Here is an 18,425-nt window from a genome sequence, read left to right on the forward strand (position 1 = left end):
CCCGGTGCGCTCGGCGGCCAGCCGGTCGCGCTCCTCCTGGGCGGCCACGCGCTGCGCCTCGGCCTGGGCGCTCGCGGCCACGGCGGCGTCGCGGGCCTGACGCGCGGCGTCCCGCTCCCCGGCAAGCTGGTTACGCTGGGTCTCGACCCTCTGGCGCGAGGCCTCCAGGTCGGCGACCTGCCCGCCCAGCACCCCGACCCGCTCCTGGGCCGTCTGTGCGCGGGCCTGGGCCTGGGTTGCCGCCGTCTCGGCCTGCGCGGCGCGGGCGTCGAGGTCGGCGACCTGTCTGCCCAGCGCCTCCACCCGCGCGTCGAGCGCCCGAGCGCGCTCCCGGCTCGACGTCAGCGCCTCCTCCGACGCGGCGAGGCGGCCGCGGCTCCCCCCGGCCCCCCGCTCCCGCGTCTCCCCCCCGGCCCCCCCCTGCACGTCCTGGAGCTCCTCCCGCAGCGCGGTCACCTGGGGCCGGAGCTGGTCGGCCTGCGCGATGGTATTCACGGCGTTGCGGTTCAGGAGCAAAAAGGCCGCGAGGCTCGCCGCGCTGATCCCCATGCCCGAGAGCACCGCCACCAGCAGCGCCGTGCTCTTGGGCCGCAGCCCGAACCAGCGCAGGTGCTTGCGGCCCACCTTTTTGGCGATGGTGTCGGCGGCGTAGGCGACCACCCCCGAGAGGATGACCACGAAGGGCAGGAAGAGCCACAGCACGCGCCCGCGCCCCCTACAGCTCGAAGTCGTCGCCGAGGTAGTGGCGCCGGGCGTCCTCGTCCGCCGCGAACTGCGCCGGGGTGCCCTCGAACTTCACCTCGCCGTCGAACATCAGGTACACCCGGTCGGTCAGGGCGATGGTCTCGCGCACGTTGTGGTCGGTGATGAAGACCCCGATCCCCCGGCGGTCGCGCAGCTCGCGGATCAACCGCTGAATCTCGCGGATGCTCTTGGGGTCCACGCCCGTGAAGGGCTCGTCGAGCAGCAGGTAGTCGGGATCGGTCGTCAGCGCCCGCGCGAGTTCGAGGCGCCGCCGCTCGCCGCCCGAGAGCTGGTAGGCGTAGGAGTTCGCCAGATGCGTGAGCCCGAATTCGGCCAGCAGCGAATCTGCCCGCCCCTCCTGCTCGGCGCGGGAGAGGCGCTGGTATTCGAGGATGGCGAGCAGGTTGTCGCGCGCGGTGAGCTTGCGAAAGGCGCTGGGCTCCTGCGGGAGGTAGCCCAGCCCCAGCCGCGCCCGCTCGTGCATGGGCAGGCGGGTCACGTCGCGGTCGCCGAGCCGGATGCTCCCGCCGCCGGGCCGGATGAAGCCCACGAGCATGTAGAAGGTGGTGGTCTTCCCCGCCCCGTTCGGGCCGAAGAGCGCCACGATCTCACCGGGCCGCACCGTGAAGTCCACCCCGCGCACGACGGCCCGCCGACCATACGTCTTGATCAGGCCCTGGGCGGTGAGTTCAGGCCTCATGGTCAGGGGTGTGACGGTGGGCAAGACGGCGGGGGCAGTCACCTTCCGAGGGTAGCATGGGCCCCCGGCGGCTCCCGTGACGGGTGCGACGAAGGGGGCGGGCGGGGCGCCTCCCCCCATTCGGGGGCCTACACTGGGGCCATGCTGTTGACGATCATCGTGCTCGATTCCGTGGGGGTCGGCGAGCTGCCCGACGCGGGGCGGTTCGGGGACGCGGGCGCGCACACCCTCAACCACACCCTCGCGGCGGCCCCGGTGCCCTTGCCCCACCTCGCGCGGCTGGGGCTGGGCCGGGTGCCCACCGTGCAGACGAGCCCGGAGACCATTCCGGAGGGCGAGGTCCGGGGCGCCTTCGGGCGGATGCGCGAGGTGAGCCCCGGCAAGGACACGAGCACCGGGCACTGGGAGTTCATGGGCGTGCAGCTCCAGCACCCCTTCCAGGTCTTCCCCGACGGCTTTCCCCCCGCCGTGACGGACGCCTTCGACGCGGCGACCGGGCGTGGACACCTGTGCAACCGGCCCTACAGCGGCACCGACGTGATCCGCGACTTCGGGGAGGAGCACCTGCGGACGGGCTGGCCCATCGTGTACACGAGCGCCGACAGCGTGTTCCAGATCGCCGCGCACGAGGACGTGGTGCCGCTGGAGACGCTGTACGCGTGGTGTCAGGCGGCGCGCGACCTCCTTCAGGGCGAGTTTGCGGTCGCGCGGGTGATCGCCCGGCCCTTCCGGGGAGAGTTCCCCTTCGAGCGGGTGAACGAACACCGCAGGGACTTCTCGCTGGAGCCGCCGCGCACCGTGCTCGACGCCTTGAAGGAGGCGGGGCGGTCAGTGATCGGCATCGGCAAGATTCCCGACATCTACGCGCACCGGGGCTTCACGGAGGAGATCCACACCGACAACAACGCGGACGGAATCGCCAAAACACTCGACCGGATGCGGCGGGCGGCGCAGGAGGGCACGGACGGCCTGATCTTCACCAACCTCGTAGATTTCGACGCGAAGTTCGGGCACCGCCGCGACCCGCAGGGCTACAGCGCCTGTCTCGCCCAGTTCGACGCGGCCCTCCCCGACCTGCTCGCGGCGGTGCCGGAAGACGGGGCGCTGCTCATCATCAGCGACCACGGCAACGACCCGACGTGGCACGGGACGGACCACACGCGCGAGTACGGGCTGCTGCTGGCCTCCCGCCCGGGAATGACGGGCGCGGTGAACCTCGGCGAGCGGGCCACCTTCGCGGACGTGGGCGCGACCGCCGCCGGGGTGCTGGGCGCCGCGTGGGAGGGGCCGGGTGAGAGCTTCTGGAAGGCGCTGAGCTGACTCCACAGGGTGCCCCCGAGACGCTCTCCCCCGCCGAGACCGACGGCTCCACCTTCCGCGCGGGGCCCGAGGCGTTCACGCTCACCCTCTCGCTGGGGGGGCGATACGCGGGCGAGCAGAGTTGGGCCCTCCAGCCCGAGCGCAGCGCCCTGGTGGCGCGGGTGCAGACCGACTTCGCGGGGGTGTTGCCGGAGTTGCGCCGGGTGCAGACGAGCCGCCTCCACCCCAGACACCTCACCAGCCTGAGCTACGCGGAGGGCGACGGGCGGGGGCGGGCCACCTTCGAGACGACCTTCGACCGCAAGACGGGCCTGATCACCCTGCGTCAGGGCAAGGAAGAGGTGACCCTGCCCCTCACGACCGAGTACCACGATCCCGTCTCGCTGCTGCTGTGGCTGCGCGGCCTGGGCGAACAGGACCGGGCGACCACCCGGCTGACGGGGGGGCAGGTGCTCGTGCAGCGCCTCCCGGACACCGACGTGAACGAGGTCCCCGCCCGCGCCTACTTCCTGCGCCCCGGCGGCGCCTACGTGTACGTCGAGCGGGAAGCCCCCCACCGCCTGCTGCGCCTGATTCAGCCCACCGACTTCGGCCCGGTCGAGGCGCTGCTACAACCCGCCCGCAAGGGGCCACCGGAGCGGCGGCGGCGCCGGGCGTCTTGAGCCGTCAGCGATCAGCAGACCTGCCCTCGCTTCCGCCCTTCTTTCCCCTGATGGCTGATCGCTGAAAGCTGACAGCTTCCCCGGAGACCCCATGCAAGTCCTGCAAGGTGACGCCGCCCGCGCGGCCCTGACCCGAAGTTTTTCCGACCTGCCCGTGCCCGAGAGCGTCCTCGACCGCAACGAGCAGCTCTACGGCGAACGCCTCTCCCCCACCCAGGTCGCCCAGCGCATCCTCGCCGACGTCCGAGAACGCGGTGACGACGCCCTGCGCGACTGGACCGAGAAGGTGGACGGCTTCCGCCCGGAGACGCTGGAAGTCTCCCAGGAGGAGATTGAGGCCGCAACGGTCGAGCCCGACCTGCACGACGCCATCCGGCTCGCGGTGGAGCGTGTTCGGGCCTTTTACGAAGGTCAGCCCGCGCACGGCTTCCTCGAACACGGGCCGGACGGAGCGCTCGGCCAGCTCGTGCGCCCGCTGGGGCGGGTGGGGGTGTACGTGCCGGGCGGCCTCGCGCCCCTGGTCAGCAGCCTGATCCACACGGCGGTCCCGGCGCGGGTGGCGGGCGTCCCCGAGATCGTTGTCACCACGCCGCCCGCGCGGGACGGCACCGTCCACCCCGCCATCCTGGTCGCGGCGCGGGAGGTCGGGGTGAGCCGCGTCTTCCGGGTCGGCGGGGCGCAGGGCATCGCCGCACTGGCCTACGGCACCGCCAGCGTCCCCGCCGTGGACAAGATCGCGGGGCCCGGCAACCTGTTCGTGGTGATCGCCAAGCGGCTGGTGTACGGGCAGACGGGCATCGAGAGCCTGCCCGGCCCCACCGAGACCCTCGTCGTGGCCGACGACAGCGCCGACCCGCGTTACGTGGCCGCCGACCTCCTCGCGCAGGCCGAGCACCTCGGGGCCGAGCCCGTCCTCGTCGCCACCAGCCGCGACCTCCTCGTGGAGGTGCAAAACCAATTGAACGGCCAGCTCGAAGCCCTGCCCGAACCCAACCGGAGCTGGGCGCGCGACAGTGTTCAGAGCCGCATGAAGATCGTCCTCGCCGCCGACCTGGACGAGGCGCTGGAGCTCGCCAACCTGTACGCCCCGGAGCACCTGTGCCTGCTCACCCGCGATCCGTGGAGCCTGCTCGGGCGGGTGCGGCGGGCGGGAGGCGTCTTCCTCGGCGAGGCGAGCATGGAGGCACTGGGCGATTACGTGGCCGGGCCCAGCCACGTCATGCCGACCGGCGGCACCGCCCGCTTCATGAGCCCCGTCAATGTGCGCGACTTCCAGACCATCATCAGCGTCGTCGGCGTCAACGAGGGCGCCCTGCGCCGCATCGGCCCCGCCGCCACCGTCCTCGCCCGCGCCGAGGGGCTGGAGGCCCACGCCCGCGCCATCGAAAGCCGCCTGACCCCCGAAGTGCCGGACGCCCACCCGGAGGCGACGCTGGCGGTTCTGGAGGAAGAGGTGGAGTCGGGTCGGGGGATAAGGGAGACGGACCGGATGGGACCGCTGTAGGGGAAAGTGAGCGGGGAGGGGGCTGGGGGGCGAGTCTATTCACCCCCTCCCAGCCTCCCCCTTCAAGGGGAGGGGCAAAAAGATAGGTGGTGAGCGGTAAAGGGGCGTGGGGTTGGTCACACGCCCCCTCACCCCGGCCCTCCGCTACGCGGCTCTTCGAGTCACCCGCAGGGGGAGAGGGAGACAATATGCTGAAGCTTTCGCGCTGTTCAAACCGTCAATCCAGACGCCCCATGAGTGCCCGTGACTGAACGCTCCAGGCCCACGGCCCCGCCTTGCTCGCGCAGCGAGACGGTGGGCGAGCCGATGGGACGCGACAAGATCAAACATTCCGCCTGGGATGACCCGACCACCCGCGCCGCCCGTGTACCCTTGCCCAGCGCCGCGCCGCGCCCCCTGCCCCCTCGGGGGGGAGGGGGTTGGGGGGTGGGGGCAAGCCGTCGCAAGTCGCCCGGCCCCTCAACACCAACCCCGCCTTTCGGAGATGAAAGGCGGGGTCACCCATTCCCCCTTTTGCCGCAGGAGGCCGTGCATCCCCGTCCGTCAACTCGATCACCCACGCCATCAGTTGAATAAAGGCCAGCCCCAGCGCAGGCACCCCCGCCAGCATCATAATCCACCCGCTGATCTGCTGATTCTCCAGCGGGGTCAGGTTCCACAGGCACAGCGCCCCCACATAGGGCGTATACAGCACCTGCCGCGAGTACAGCCACACCGCCGCCACGGCCATCATCGGCAGCGCGGCGAGCAACCCGAACCACCCGCGAGAACCGATCCCCGCAGGCTGCACGCTCGGCAGGGGCCGCAACACGACGCCCCAGACGAGCAGGCTGCTCAGCAGGTACAGCGTGGGCAGCAGCGCCCCGGCGGTATTCGTGACGATACTGGCGTTGAACCCCGCCGGAACGTTCCAGAAGATGATGACGGCGGACCACACCGCGAGGGCCACCCAGGGGTCGAGCAGCACGCCGAGCACCCGCCCGAGGGGACGCCGGGGGTCGATCCACACACCGCGCGGCAGACCGAGGATCAGCAGCGGCGGCACGACCTCCGCGAGGACCATCAGCCGCCCCATGTAGAGCGCCATGCTGTTCAGGGTCAGATTCGTCGCGGCGGACTGGGTGGCGAGGAGCAGGAGGACCACGCCGAGCCCGAACAGCACAGCCCTCCAGGCGGGCCAGCGTGCCCGGCCCTCGGGTGTGCGCCGGACCTGGGCGAAGCGCCAGCCGTACCACCCCGCCGCCGCGAGGACGGGCAGCCATACCAGGGGGTCGAAGCGCAGGGCGAGCAGGCTGCCCAGGGTCGGGTTGAGGTCGGCGGGAACGCTCACGAGGCGGGGTTCTCCATGACGTACTCGATGTCGCGCACCACCCGCTCCACCTGCGGAAGCTGGGTGTAGTCCCACAGCAGGCGCAGCTTGCCCGAGGCGTCGATCAGGTACGTGCCCGTGGTGTGGTTGATCTGGTACTCGTCCGGGCCCTTGACGTCGGCCTTCTGATAGGCGACCCCGTAGGCGCGGGCGACCTCGGGAAGACGAGGCTCGGGCACCCTCACCCCGGTCGCCTTGCCGAAAAACTCGACGTACTCCTTCAGCCGCGCGGGCGTGTCTCTGCGGGGATCGACGCTCACGAGCACGATGTCGAAGCGTTCTCGCTCGGCGGCGGGCAGGGCCTGACGTGCCTTGTCGAGGTAGGCGAGGCTCAGGGGACAGATGTTCGGGCAGTGGGTGAAGCCGAAGAAGAGGGCGGTGGTGCGCCCGCTCCCGCCGGGCCGGAAGGTCCAGGCCTGGCCGTTCTGGTCGGTGCCGGAGAACACCTGCGCGGCGGTCGGGCGGTCGTACGCGGTGCCGTAGAAGGGGAAGGGACTCTTCAGGCGGGCGAACCCCCAGGCCCCGCCCAGCACGAGCGCGACGGCGCACACGGCGAGGAGGGCCGACACGTACCAGGGCCGCGCGGCGGGAGGGGAGGTGGGCAGCGAGGTCTCGGTCATGTCAGGGTTTGCGCACCACGGCGTCCACGTTCAGTCGGCGACCCGGCCCCGCGCTCAGGGTGAGGCGCACCGTCTCGCCCACCTTGAGGGGCCGGGTCAGGTCCATCAGCATGAGGTGATCGCCCGCCGCGGAGAGCCGGAGGGTGCCGCGTGCGGGAACGGTCAGGGTCTTCACGGCGCTCATGCCCGTGCGGCCCTGGGCGTCCCGGCGGGTGTGCATCAGCATGGCGTGTCCGGCGGCGGGGGTCTGGACGCCCGTCAGGGTGACCGGGCTGTTGCCCGCATTGCGCAGGGTCATGAAGGCGCTCGTCTCGGTGGCCCCGGGCGGCACGGCGACCACCGTGGCCCCCTGCACGGTGAGGGGGAGGGCGGCGCCCAGGGCGGCAGGCGCCGGGGCGCCCTGCACCGCGTGACCAGTCAGGTGGTGACCTGCCCGGTCGGCGGCGGCGGGAATCACGACCGCGGCGAGCGCGAGGGCCACAAAGAGGGGGGTGGGGGTCGACATGGGAAAGGGAGCCTCCTCGACGGTGAACCGGGCCCGTTGCCCACAGTCTAGGCGCGGGGTGGGGCCGGTTTGTCCCCGCCTCCTCCCAGCGTGGAACGGGTTCCAGGCCCCGCCTTCCGGGAGTATGGTGGGGGCACCGTGATGCGCAAGCCCACCATTCAGGATGTCGCCAAGCGGGCGGGCGTGGGGGTCGGCACCGTCTCGCGGGTGCTCAACAACCACGCCGCCGTCAAGGGCGCGACCCGCGAGACGGTCCTGCGCGCGATTCATGACCTCGACTACACCCCCAATCCCCACGCCCGGCGCATCGCAGGCGGCAAGAGCTACACCATCAGCGTGCTGCTGCCCGTCGTGACGACCGAGTTCTACGTCCGGCTCCTCGACGGGCTGGAGACGGCCTTTCAGGAGGCCCGCTACGACGTGGCGATCTTTCCGCTGCTCGACCGCTCGCGGCTGGAGCGGTATCTGGGCTCGCACACCCTCGCGTACCAGGCCGACGGGCTGGTGATGGCGACCTACAACCTCTCGGGCCTCTTTCAGGAGCGGCGGCTGCGTCCCCAGCAACCCACCGTGCTCGTCGACGCCCACGCCGAGGGGGTGGACTGCGCCTTCCTCGACAACGTGACGGGCGGGCGCATGGCGGGTGAGTACGCGGTGAGCCTGCCGGGCGCGCTGTACGCGGTCTGGGTGGAGACCGAACTCGACCAGCTCTTCACCACCCGCGTCTTCGAGGAACGCCGCGCGGGGTTTCACGAGGCGGTGGCGGCGGCGGGGCGCGGGGTGAGGGCCGAGTTCACCTCCAGCTTCGATCCCCTCGCCGCGCGCAACGTGGCCTGCGCCCTGCTGGGCGAGGCCGAGTTTCCCTGCACGGTCTTCGCCTCCGCCGACCTCCTCGCCGGGGCGCTGCTCGACGAGGCGGGGGCGCGCGGGCTGAAGGTGGGCCATGACCTGCGCGTCATCGGCTTCGACGACCAGCCGTGGGCGGCGGCCCGGGGGCTCACCACCCTGCACCAGCCGGTCGAGGGCATGGGCTACGAGGCCGCTCAGCTCCTGCTCGGGCGCCTCGGCGGCTTCCGGGGCCCGCCCCGCGCCCGCCGCTTCGAGCCCCGGTTGATCGTGCGCGACACGGCGTAGCCCGGCTCCCCCCTCAGCCGTGGACCCGGTGCGTCTCGTCGAGGCGCACGTCGTTGCGGCCCTGGCGTTTGGCGGCGTACATGGCGGCGTCGGCGCGGTGGATCACACTGTCCGGGTGTTCGCCGGGGCCGGTGGTGGCGACCCCGAAGCAGGCGGTGACGCCCGAGACCTCGCCGTGCCGTTGGCCCCGCAGGTGCCCCCGCAGGGTGTCGAGGAGACGGCGCACCTCGTCGCCCTCCTGGGGCGGCAGGATGAGCAGGAATTCCTCGCCTCCCCAGCGCGCGGCGAGCCCACCGGGAGGCAGGATGCCGCGCGCCGCCCCCGCCACGCCCCGCAGCACCCGGTCGCCGGTCGCGTGGCCGTGCTCGTCGTTGAGGCGCTTGAAGTGGTCGAGGTCGAAGAGGACCACGGTGAAGGGCTCCCCCCCCGCGGAGAGGGCGGCAAGCCTCTCCTCGGCGGCGCGGCGGTTGGCGAGGCCCGTCAGGGCGTCCCGGTAGGCGGCCTCGCGCGCGGCGAGCAGGTGCATCCGCTGCACCCCGAAGGTCGCCTGTACGACGACCATCACGGCCCCGGCGAGCAGGAACTGGAGGATGGCCGCCGTCAGCCGCAGGTCGCCCCGCCCCGCCCCGAAGCCGAGGTGGTACAGGCACAGCCCCAGCGCGACCGCGTAGGTGCCCCCCGCCCAGCGCAGCGCCTGCCGGGGCGGATAGAGCAGGAAGGGGGCGGCGTAGAGCAGCGCGAACCAGTACGTGCTCTCGCTGAGCATGTGCATCTGGGGCGTAAAGGTCCGGAACTGCTGCTCCAGCGCGAGCAGGAAATACACCGTGGTCGCCGCGTACGTCACGCCCACCGCCGTGTGCACCCGCAGCCTGCGCGCCGCCACCGCCGCCTGGAGGGCGAGCAGCGTCAGCGCCAGCAGCGGCAGCGCCACCCGGTCGAGGGGATCGAAGGCGAAGCGCTGCACCCACAGCGCCAGGGCGCACGCCAGCGCCCCCAGCCACGCCAGGCGCAGAAACATCCGCCGCTGCGACCCCTGCCAGGGCTCGTCGTCGGTGGGCTGGAGTGCGCGGTGGGCGGTGGGCTTCATCGAACACACTCCGGGGGCGGGCGGTGAGACTCTCATCCTACCCTACCCGGTTTCCGGGAGCGGTCCGGGCCCTCAGCGCACGACGCGGTGGTGAACCCGGCAGCGGGCCTCGTAGGTCTCCTGCGCCCCCACGAGCACCACGGGGTCGTCGTAGCGGGCGGGCTGGCCGCCGATCAGCCGCTGCGAGCGCGTGGCGGGCGCCCCGCAGACCGTGCAGATTGCCGTCAGTTTCTCGACGCTCTCCGCCCGCGCGAGCAGGTCGGGAATACACCCGAAGGGCTCGGCGCGGAAATCGAGGTCCAGCCCCGCCAGGATCACCCGCACCCCCGCCTCGGCGAGCCCCAGCACGAGCGGCCCGAGGTCCGGCCCGAAAAACTGCGCCTCGTCTATGCCGACCACCTCGGGCAGGGGGGACTCGGGCGCGGGGAGGAGCACCCCCTCCCCCGTCAGGTGCGCGCGGATGGCGGCGGCGTCCCGCACGGCTATGGCCTCGATGGAGCGGCCCGCGTGGCTGGCGACGTGGGCGACGTGGTAGCGGCGGTCGAGCGCGGGCTTGAACACGGCCACCCGCTGGCGGGCGATCACCGCGCGGGTGAGGCGGCGGATGAGTTCCTCGCTCTTGCCGCTGAACATCGGCCCGACGATCACCTCGAGGTGGCCGCCGTGGTAGGGGGACTTGAGCACGGGCCGGATTATAGAAGTCGGGGAGCGGCGGCGCGTTGGCCCCAGACGGGCCGGGCCCGACTCTGCTCAGCCTGGGACGACCCGAAAACGTCCGTTCACGAAGGCCAGCTCGAACGTCGAGCCCGGCGCACCGGGTCGCCAACCGAGGTCGAGGGCCCGCCGGATGGCCTGTTCGGCGAAAGCGGGAGTGATCCGGGCAGGGTTGTTCCCGGGGCGGAGGTCGTGATTCCCCATGTGCAACCACGGGTCCCCCGCCACTCCGGCAGGGCGACCACCAGCCGCTGACCCCCGCCCGACTCCTGCACGACTGTCAGGAACCCAGTGTTCTTGCTGGTAACCCTCCAGCAGTAGGGCTGGTCGGCGACAACGATGGACCGGAAGTTGCGCCGCTTCTTCGTCAGGGCCACGAGGGATGGTGTCGCGCCCTCTCGCTCCGAAAAATGAAAACCGCCCCACCAGCGCGGGCGGGGCGGCTTGGGCAATCAGCCTTACTTCTTGCGGTTGGTGCGGTACGAGTCGCCGAAGCGCTTGTTGAACTTGTCCACGCGGCCCTCGGTATCCACGAAGCGCTCCTCGCCGGTCCAGAAGGGGTGCACGCCGCTCCACACGTCCACGTGAATCTCGGGGCGGGTCGAGAGGGTCTCCATGACGACCTTGCCCTGGTACATGATCTTGCACGGCACGGCCTTGGGATGGGCATCTTTCTTCATCTTGTTCCTCCTCCGTCACGTCGTTGTGCGTAACGGGCAACCTCGGAAGTATAGCAGCGGGCGGGGAACTTTACCAGACATACCGGGTGTCCCACGCCTCGCCCCGGCGCAGGGTCGGGGTGGGAAGGCCCGTCACGCGGTACCCGCCCTTGACGGCGGCGCGCACGAGGAGCCGGGGGTCGAGGTCCGGGTAGAGGCGGCGGGCGAACGCGACCTCCTCGCGCCCGTCGAGGCCCCCGCCGCTCGCCACCGAGTCCGTCCCCAGGGCCACCTCCACCCCCGCCGCCGCGAAGGCGACCCAGGGGAAGGTCCCGCACTCCAGGTGCGCGTTCGAGCGCGGGCAGGAGACGACCGGGCACCCGGCTCGGCTCACGCGGGCGATGTCGTCCGGCGTCACGTTCACCATGTGGACGAGGGTGGGCCGCCCCACCAGCGCCCCCAGTTCGTCGAGGTAACGCACGGGCGTGAGGTCGGGGGCCGGGTCGCGCCCAATGACCTCGGAGAAGGAGGCGGGGGAACGCAGGCGGCGCATGGACTCCCACAACGGTCCTGCCCCGGTGCGGAACAGCTCGACTTCGGAGGGATGTTCCGCCACGTGAATTTGCACGGGGAGCCCCTCCCCCGCCGCGTACTCGGTGAGCAGCCGCATCAGGCGGTGGCTGACCGTGAAGGGCGTGTGTGGCGAGAGGCCGACGCGCAGCCCGCCGGGCCGTTCGAGGCGGCGCCACCCCTCGACCCGCTCGCGCGCCTGCCGGAAGGTCTCGTCCGCCGTCTCGGGAAAGGGACCCAGAACCTCGAAGTACGCCACCCCGCGCAGGTCCTCCCGGGCGAGGAGGGCGGGCATGGCGTCCGGGGACCACACGATGTCGCCCACCCCGCCGACCCCCAGCCGCGCGAGGGTGTCCGCCCCGGCCTCGGTTCCCGACATCCCACGTTTCGCGCTCTGGGCGACCACGACCTCGGGAATCCAGCGGAAGTAGGGCAGCGCGCGGAAGCTGTAGGCGCTCATGTCGAGGTGGGTGTGGGCGTTCACGGGGGGCGGCGCGATGACCTCTCCGGCCCGCCGCTCCCGCGCGTGAGGATAGCTCGCTCGCAGGGTGTCGGGGTGTCCGGTCGCCGCAATCACCCCGTTCGAGACCACCACCCCGCCCGGCGACTGCCCGCCGCCCACGCCCGTGAAGAGCACGTCGCAGGTGAGGAGTTCGGGGGTGTGGGGATCAGATGAGCTGGCGGAAGTCATGCGGCCCATTGTGAGGGCGGGAGGGAAGGTCGGCGCCTCCCTCTCCCCGCCCCGCCCGGACGGCCCTCAGCTCAGCCTTTGAATCCGGCCCCGCAACTCGCGCGCCACCGCGTCCGGTCCCCCCGCGAGGAGGGACGCCGGGACGTGCCAGCGCCCCTTTTGCTCGAACTCGGAGGTGAAGAGGCTGCTCAGGCCGGTGGCGCGGCGGTCCACCTCCAGAATCACGTCCAGACCGCCCGAGGCCGGGAACATCATCATCTCCAGTTCGGTGAGGTGGGACTGGCCATACGGGGGCCGGAAGCTGAGTTCCTGCACGATGCGCCCGTAGTGGTGCTCGACCTCGCTCGCCGCCAGCCGAAAGCCCAGGCGCTCCGCCGCCGTGATGACCACCTCCATCTCGCGGCTGGGCAGAATCTGGAGGTGGTCGGTGTCGCCGGGGTCCACCGCCCCCGCGACGTCGGCGTCGGTCGCCAGCCATACCGCCGTGCCCGGCAGGCTGAGCGGGGTGCCGGACGGCACGGTCAGCGAGAAGGGAAACTCGCGCGTCTCGCCGGGCTGGAGGTCGAAACCGGGCGTCACCGGCTGGCTGAACAGCCCGTGGGTGACGTAGCCGTCGTCGTGCTTGTAGCGGGTGGCGAGACCGAGGTTCACCCGCTCGACCCGCTGCGGGACGGCCCCGCCGCGCACGAGCACCACGCCGGTGATCGCCTCGCCGACCCGGACCGCCGGATTGTGCACCCGCGCGTCCACCGTCGCCCCGCCCACGCCGACCGCCGCCATCATCTTCTTCAGGAAGCCCATACGCCTGCCCTTACGGCGGAAGTGTGAGCGGGGTTCCCGAGTCCAGACGCTACGCCCCCGCGCCCTCCGACTGCCGCCCCGCCGCGCGCCGCTCGGCGATCATGGCGGCGCCGACGATGCCCGCCTCGTTCTGGAGGGCCGCCGGGACGAACTTGCTCCGGGTGAGGTGGATGTGCTCGCCCCACTTGTCGGCCTTCTTGCTGATGCCGCCCCCGATGATGAAGAGGTCGGGGGAGAACAGCAGTTCGAGGTGCTGGAGGTACGTCGAGGCGCGCTTGGCCCAGCTCTTCCAGTTCAGGTCGTCGCGCTCGCGGGCGCGGTCGGAAGCCCACGTCTCGGCGTGCTTGTCCCCCTTGAGCCACAGGTGCCCGAGTTCGGTGTTCGGCACGAGCACCCCGTCGTGGATCAGCGCGCTGCCGATCCCGGTGCCGAAGGTCAGGACCATGACCACGCCGGACACGCCCGCCCCCGCCCCGAAGCGGGCCTCGGCGAGCCCGGCGGCGTCGGCGTCGTTGATCAGGTGCACGTCGCGCCCGGTCGCCTCGGTAAAGAGGGCGTCGGCGTCGAGGCCGATCCAGCCCTTGTCCACGTTGGCGGCACTCAGCGTGCGCCCGTGCTGCACGATCCCGGGAAAGGTGACCCCCACGGGTCCCTCGTGCCCGAAGTGCCGCACGAGCTGGGCCACCACGTCCTTGACGGCCTCGGGGCGCGCGCCCTCCGGGGTGGGGATGCGGTGGCGCTCGGCGAGCAGTTTCCCCGTCGCCGTGTCCACGGGTGCCCCCTTGATGCCGCTGCCGCCGATGTCGATGCCCAGGATCACGCTCATGGGGTACAGCGTAAGGGAAGGCGGGCACCTGGGGCCATTAGCTGAACCGTGGAGGTCTCGCAAAGACCCAGATTTCCCGCTTCTCGGGGAGTTCCCGGAACCCCTGCCGCACGTACAGGCGGCACGCGGCGTGGTTGTCGGCCCTCACCTGCAACGAGAGGCGCCTTGTTCCCGGGGGTTGACCCATGAGGAGGGCACGAAGGAGCCGGGTGCCCTCTCCCGTCCCGCGTGCTTCGGGGCGCACGGCGAGGGTCACCACCTCCCGCTCCCCCTCCCCCCGGCCCTCCACGTGGGCGGCGCCGACGACCCGCCCGTCCCGCCGGGTCAGGGTGAGTTCCCCCTGCGAGAACAGCGCCCGCAGCCTGTCCGGCGGGTAGGGCTTGAGGGTGGAGAGAACCTCGGCGGCGGCCTGGGCGTCCTCCGGGGAGAGCGGAGGACGCGGATGTTGGCCCCGGCCCTCCACCTCACGTTCGAGACGCAGATACTCGTGCACCTCGACCACTTCTAGGTGTCGATCCAACACCGTCCGCAAGGTGATGTCGTCCGGAGGTAGGTCGAAGCGCAGGCGTTCTCCGGAGATCGGGGGAACGGCACCCACCAGCCCGCACAGCAGGGCTTCCCACACGTCCTCCCGGAACGGCCCGGGCGAAGCGTACAGTTCCGCGACCTGCACGCCCTTCCCCGCCGCAAAGAAGCGCAGGAAGCCCAGCGGTTCGGCATTCCCGACCCAGGCCGTGAGCCACCCCGGCGGCACCGGGTCGGGGAAGTATTCCCACTCGTCCGCCAGATCGAAGTCCGATCGCCCGAATGACGCGGCCAACAGCGGCTCTAGCACGCGGAGGTCGGCTCGGGTCCAGGGACGCACCTGAATCATGCCGTCCATCTTCGCCGGTGAAGGGCCTGGGTGACTTCTGGTAGGGGGCAAAGAAAACCGCCCCCACGTGGGAGGCGGCTTCTTTGGAACGGCTCGCTTACTGGCCCCGCGCACCCTTCGCGGCGTCCACGAGGGCGCGGAAGGCCTCGGGCTCGCGGGCGGCGATGTCGGCGAGCACCTTGCGGTTGAGGTCCACCCCGGCGCGCTTGAGGCCGTTGATGAAGGTGGAGTAGTTCATGCCGTGCAGGCGGGCACCGGCGTTGATGCGCTGAATCCACAGGCGGCGGAAGTCGCGCTTCTTGTTGCGGCGGTCGCGGTACTCGTAGGTCGCGGCGTTGAGCAGCGTCTGGAAGGCGTTGCGGTACTGCTTGCTGCGAGAACCCCAGAAGCCCTTGGCGCGCTTGAGCACCTTCTTGTGGCGGCGGCGGCGAACGATCCCGGTCTTGACGCGTGGCATGGCTCACTTCCTCCCGACGACGAGCCCGAGCTTCATGCGGGCCCACTCGCTCTTGGCGAGCACGAAGCCTTTGCCCTTGCCGCGAATCTCGTCGCCGCTCTTGCCGGTGTTCTGGTGGCGCTTGCCACTCTTGAACGCCATGACCTTGCCGGTGGCCGTGACCTTCACCCGGCGGGTCATGCTCTTTTTGGTCTTCATCTTCGGCATACTTGCTCCTGTAGCCCGGTCCCACTCCGGTTCGGAGGGTTCCGTCTGGGGGCTGGGGCCGTCTCTCGGTGGAGACCGTTGGCCGCCCCGTCCCACTTAGGCCAAGGGGAAACTATACGCGAAGGGGGCGGGAGGGGGCAAGGGGGACGCGGCCCCTCACCTCGGCGGTGTCGGCCCCTGCCCGCTCCTGCGGATGGCCGCCAGCAGACGTGTCACGGCCTGCGCGACGTTCGCCGCCTCCCGCCGCACCTCGGGGTCGCGGCTGAGTTGGGTCAGGCGTTCGGCGGCGTTGCGGGCCGCGTTCAGCAGGGTCTCGACGGGAATGCGGGTGCGGCGCGGGCGGGTCATCCCTGAACCTCCCGGCTCACCAGCCACAGCGCCCGGTAGGGCTCCAGATGCACCGGGTAATGTCCGAAGGTAAACGCACTCCCGCCGAGGAGATCGGTCGCATGCTCACCGAGGTGGTCGCGCAGGAGGTGGGCGGGGAAGTCCACCTCCCCCTCGCTGAAGTTGTAGACCTGCACCATCACGCCGAGGGGGTGGTCGCGGCGCAGCAGCAGCACCCGTCCGTCGGGGCTGGGGACGACGTGGCTCTCGATGCTGGCGTGCAGGTGCGGGGTGTCCTGCCGCACGCGGATCAGGTGGCGCAGGCCCGCGTTGACCCGTCCGGCGGGCGAGTCGGGCTCCGTCGCCACCTTCTCGGCCAACTCCCAGTCCATCTTCGGGCGGTGGACCCAGCGGTTGTCGGGGGCGTGTTCGGGCACCTCGGTGAAGCCGGAGTCGTTGAGCATCGCCAGTTCGTCGCCCATATACAGCAGGGGCACCCCGCCGAAGCCCAGCACGACCGCGTGGGCGAGGAGGAGACGGCGCACGGCGTCATCCACCCGGCCCGCGTCCCCGGCCTCCAGCGCCGTCTCCAGCCCGGCGAGGCTGGCCCCCGACCCGCTGATGCGGCGGTCCCCGGTCGCCGGGTTGAACTGGAAGACGAGGCCGCGGGCGAAGGAGCCCGGGAACTCCCCGCTGTAGAAGTCGCTCAGGAAGCGGCGGTGCGCCTCGCCACTGAGTCCCGCGCGGGCGGCGTCCTCGTCGCTGATCGCCCAGCCGATGTCGTCGTGGCAGCGGACGTACATGCCCCAGGTCGTGTTCGTGGGCTTGGGGGGAAAGGCCCGCAGCGCCTCCTCGAAGAGCCGGGTGTTGCGGCTCGCCAGGGTGGACCAGATCTGCACCATCAGGCTGTTGTGGTAGGCCATGTCCGAGACCTTGCCGTGGTGTGACCGCGTGCCCAGGTAGTGGATCAGGTCGGCGGGCGCCACGATGGCCTCGGCCTTGAAGGCCACCCCGGGCGCCACGATCCGGGCGGCGGCGCGCAGGGCCCGGGTGAGGTGGTGGACCTCGGGCTGGTTCTGGCTCGCCCCTCCCAGCCGCTTCCAGATGAAGGCGATGGCGTCTAGCCGGAAAACCTCCACCCCCCGGTTGGCGAGGTATAGGATCAGGTCGGCGAACTCCAGGAAAACGTCCGGGTTGGCCCAATTCAGGTCCCACTGGTAGGCGTTGAAGGTGGTCCAGACCCAGCCCCCCGCCGCGTCGTCCCAGGTGAAGTTGCCCGGCGCGAAGTCGGGAAAGACCTCGGGGAGGGTGCGCTCGTAGGCGTCGGGAAGGGCGCGGTCGGGGTAGATGTGGAAGTAGTCGCGGTACTTGGGCTCTCCAGCACGTGCCTTTTCAGCCCACTCGTGCTCGCGGGCCACGTGGTTGAGCACGAGGTCGAGGACGAGGCTCACCCCGCGTCCTCGCAGCCCCCGCGCCAGGGCCGAGAGGTCGTCCATCGTGCCCAGGTCTTCCCGCACGGCCCGGTAATCCTGCACCGCGTAGCCGCCGTCGTTCTCGCCCGCGCGGGGCTTGAGGAGGGGCATCAGGTGGAGGTACTTCACCCCGAGGCCCTGGAGGTAGTCGAGGTGCTCGGCCACACCCTTCAACGTCCCCGCGAAGCGGTCCGCGTAGGCGATGTACCCGATCATATCCGGCGTCTGAAGCCAGTCCGGGCGCAGGAGACGGGCCTCGTCGAGACGCCGGAGGTCCGCCGGACGGGCGTGGAAGGCGTGGAGCATCACCTCGATCAGGCGGTCGAAGAGGGGGTCGGCCCGGTCCCCGTACACGGCGCGCAGGCTCCCTTGCAGGTCGGGGCCGTACCGCTCCAGGCGCAGGAAGAACGTGTCGGCGTCGCGGTCGTCGTCGAACGCGGTCCGCAGCCGCGCCCAGGGGTCGGACTTGAGCACCCGCCCAGCATACGCCGGGAGTGGGAACGGTTCCAAAAGGGGCAGAAGGTCGAAGGCGGAAGGCTAACCCAGGGCGCCTTTGACCTTTGCCTTCCGCCTTCTGCGCCTTTTTAAGAAGGCCCTATCCCCGCAACTCCGCCCGCACCTTTATAAGCGCACGGCCCAGCAGGTTTTCGCCCCAGGCGTGGCGGTGGGCCTCCGCTTCCTGTTCCGAGAAGCCGATGCCCCAGATGCGGTCGGTGGGCGAGGCTTCGACGAGCAGGGCGTCTCCGGTGCCCAGCAGGGCGGCGCGCAGCCTGTCGGCCTGCCCGAATTTCAGCCGGAGCATGTCGAGTGCCGCGCCGTACCGCTCACGCACCCACACGCCGTCATCGTAGGGGGTGACGCGGCGGCCCAGCGCCTTGCATTCCGCCGGGGTGCGGGCGGCGAGGATGGCGGCGAGCCTTGCCTCATCGCCGAAGAGTCGGGCCTTGCGCGCCATCAGGTACTGCTCGGCCCAGCGGTAGGTCACGCCGTCTTCCACGAAGACGCTGGGGTGGCCCTATCCATCAGAAATAGTCGAGAAGGGGTGGGCGGTGCGGTAGAAGTACACGGTGTCCGGCATGGGGAAAGGCTTCCAGGCCGGGGCGAAAAACGCATCTGCCAAGCGGGGTAGGCCAACGGGAAGAAGGCGGCGAGGTCTCCCCCACCGCCCTCCCCGTCCGGCTG

19 protein-coding genes and 2 pseudogenes are annotated in these 18,425 nt (G+C 71.2%); 4 read left to right on the forward strand and 17 right to left on the reverse strand.

The features are described 5' to 3' along the window. Both A7B18_RS18215 and lptB read right to left on the reverse strand, forming a co-directional pair. Positions 1-702: DUF3084 domain-containing protein (locus A7B18_RS18215; RefSeq protein ID WP_146009587.1), on the reverse strand; the 702-nt coding region annotated here is incomplete at its 3' end. 13 nt (positions 703-715) lie between these two features. Next, a complete protein-coding gene (gene lptB, locus A7B18_RS18220) occupies positions 716-1,444 on the reverse strand; it encodes an LPS export ABC transporter ATP-binding protein (RefSeq protein WP_102128146.1) in 729 nt (242 codons plus the stop codon). Positions 1,445-1,585: 141 nt separating this feature from the next. Here lptB and A7B18_RS18225 point away from each other — a divergent pair, with 141 nt between their 5' ends. The 3 genes from A7B18_RS18225 to hisD all read left to right on the forward strand — a co-directional run bounded on the left by A7B18_RS18225 (position 1,586) and on the right by hisD (position 4,930). Next, the gene (locus tag A7B18_RS18225) at positions 1,586-2,764 is read left to right on the forward strand and encodes a phosphopentomutase (RefSeq protein ID WP_102128118.1); all 1,179 of its coding nucleotides are present in this window, start codon (positions 1,586-1,588) and stop codon (positions 2,762-2,764) included. Between the two features lie 92 nt (positions 2,765-2,856). Continuing rightward, positions 2,857-3,426, forward strand: coding sequence for a DUF3108 domain-containing protein (locus A7B18_RS18230; RefSeq protein WP_245872962.1), 570 nt, complete (start codon positions 2,857-2,859; stop codon positions 3,424-3,426). A gap of 91 nt (positions 3,427-3,517) precedes the next feature. Then, positions 3,518-4,930: a histidinol dehydrogenase gene (gene hisD / locus A7B18_RS18235; protein ID WP_102128120.1), complete on the forward strand. Its 1,413-nt coding sequence runs from the start codon at positions 3,518-3,520 to the stop codon at positions 4,928-4,930. 517 nt (positions 4,931-5,447) lie between these two features. On the opposite strand, the pseudogene A7B18_RS18240 reads toward hisD, so the two are convergent. The 3 genes and pseudogenes from A7B18_RS18240 to A7B18_RS18250 form a co-directional block, all read right to left on the reverse strand. Further along, positions 5,448-6,260: pseudogene (locus A7B18_RS18240) on the reverse strand (cytochrome c oxidase assembly protein); the annotation flags it as partial. Continuing rightward, positions 6,257-6,919 (reverse strand): SCO family protein, encoded by a 663-nt coding sequence (locus A7B18_RS18245; RefSeq protein WP_102128121.1) that lies wholly within the window; start codon positions 6,917-6,919, stop codon positions 6,257-6,259. The gene A7B18_RS18245 and the pseudogene A7B18_RS18240, both read right to left, overlap by 4 nt. Position 6,920: 1 nt before the next feature. Then, positions 6,921-7,424 carry a copper chaperone PCu(A)C gene (locus A7B18_RS18250; protein WP_102128122.1) on the reverse strand — a complete coding sequence of 168 codons (504 nt, stop codon included), beginning with the start codon at positions 7,422-7,424 and terminating at the stop codon, positions 6,921-6,923. A gap of 141 nt (positions 7,425-7,565) precedes the next feature. Here A7B18_RS18250 and A7B18_RS18255 point away from each other — a divergent pair, with 141 nt between their 5' ends. Further along, the gene (locus A7B18_RS18255) at positions 7,566-8,558 is read left to right on the forward strand and encodes a LacI family DNA-binding transcriptional regulator (RefSeq protein ID WP_102128123.1); all 993 of its coding nucleotides are present in this window, start codon (positions 7,566-7,568) and stop codon (positions 8,556-8,558) included. Positions 8,559-8,571: 13 nt separating this feature from the next. Here the strand turns inward: A7B18_RS18255 and A7B18_RS18260 are convergent, their stop codons facing one another. The 12 genes and pseudogenes from A7B18_RS18260 to A7B18_RS18315 all read right to left on the reverse strand — a co-directional run. Then, complete coding sequence (locus A7B18_RS18260; RefSeq protein ID WP_102128124.1) at positions 8,572-9,645, reverse strand: GGDEF domain-containing protein; 1,074 nt, start codon at positions 9,643-9,645, stop codon at positions 8,572-8,574. A 72-nt stretch (positions 9,646-9,717) separates the two neighbouring features. Continuing rightward, the gene (locus A7B18_RS18265; RefSeq protein WP_102128125.1) at positions 9,718-10,329 is read right to left on the reverse strand and encodes a thymidine kinase; all 612 of its coding nucleotides are present in this window, start codon (positions 10,327-10,329) and stop codon (positions 9,718-9,720) included. A 488-nt stretch (positions 10,330-10,817) separates the two neighbouring features. Beyond that, on the reverse strand, positions 10,818-11,039 hold the full coding sequence (rpmE, locus tag A7B18_RS18270) for a 50S ribosomal protein L31 (protein ID WP_102128126.1): 222 nt from the start codon (positions 11,037-11,039) through the stop codon (positions 10,818-10,820). Positions 11,040-11,109: 70 nt separating this feature from the next. Next, complete coding sequence (locus A7B18_RS18275) at positions 11,110-12,279, reverse strand: amidohydrolase family protein (RefSeq protein WP_102128147.1); 1,170 nt, start codon at positions 12,277-12,279, stop codon at positions 11,110-11,112. A 66-nt stretch (positions 12,280-12,345) separates the two neighbouring features. After that, the gene (locus A7B18_RS18280; RefSeq protein ID WP_102128127.1) at positions 12,346-13,080 is read right to left on the reverse strand and encodes a sporulation protein; all 735 of its coding nucleotides are present in this window, start codon (positions 13,078-13,080) and stop codon (positions 12,346-12,348) included. 49 nt (positions 13,081-13,129) lie between these two features. Beyond that, the gene (ppgK, locus tag A7B18_RS18285; RefSeq protein ID WP_102128128.1) at positions 13,130-13,906 is read right to left on the reverse strand and encodes a polyphosphate--glucose phosphotransferase; all 777 of its coding nucleotides are present in this window, start codon (positions 13,904-13,906) and stop codon (positions 13,130-13,132) included. Between the two features lie 37 nt (positions 13,907-13,943). After that, complete coding sequence (locus A7B18_RS18290) at positions 13,944-14,780, reverse strand: GNAT family N-acetyltransferase (protein WP_180970232.1); 837 nt, start codon at positions 14,778-14,780, stop codon at positions 13,944-13,946. A 97-nt stretch (positions 14,781-14,877) separates the two neighbouring features. Further along, positions 14,878-15,237, reverse strand: coding sequence for a 50S ribosomal protein L20 (rplT, locus tag A7B18_RS18295; RefSeq protein WP_102128130.1), 360 nt, complete (start codon positions 15,235-15,237; stop codon positions 14,878-14,880). A 3-nt stretch (positions 15,238-15,240) separates the two neighbouring features. After that, a complete protein-coding gene (gene rpmI / locus A7B18_RS18300; protein ID WP_102128131.1) occupies positions 15,241-15,444 on the reverse strand; it encodes a 50S ribosomal protein L35 in 204 nt (67 codons plus the stop codon). A 156-nt stretch (positions 15,445-15,600) separates the two neighbouring features. Continuing rightward, entirely contained in the window at positions 15,601-15,792 is a 192-nt protein-coding gene (locus A7B18_RS18305; protein WP_102128132.1) for a hypothetical protein, read from the reverse strand. Further along, complete coding sequence (locus A7B18_RS18310) at positions 15,789-17,717, reverse strand: alpha-amylase family protein (protein ID WP_102128133.1); 1,929 nt, start codon at positions 17,715-17,717, stop codon at positions 15,789-15,791. The genes A7B18_RS18305 and A7B18_RS18310 overlap by 4 nt, the downstream gene beginning before the upstream one ends. Positions 17,718-17,838: 121 nt before the next feature. After that, a pseudogene (locus tag A7B18_RS18315) lies at positions 17,839-18,243 on the reverse strand (NADAR family protein); the annotation flags it as partial. Between the last annotated feature and the right edge of the window lie 182 nt (positions 18,244-18,425).

It is taken from the genome of Deinococcus planocerae (assembly GCF_002869765.1).
GTDB classification, from domain to species: Bacteria; Deinococcota; Deinococci; order Deinococcales; family Deinococcaceae; genus Deinococcus; species Deinococcus planocerae.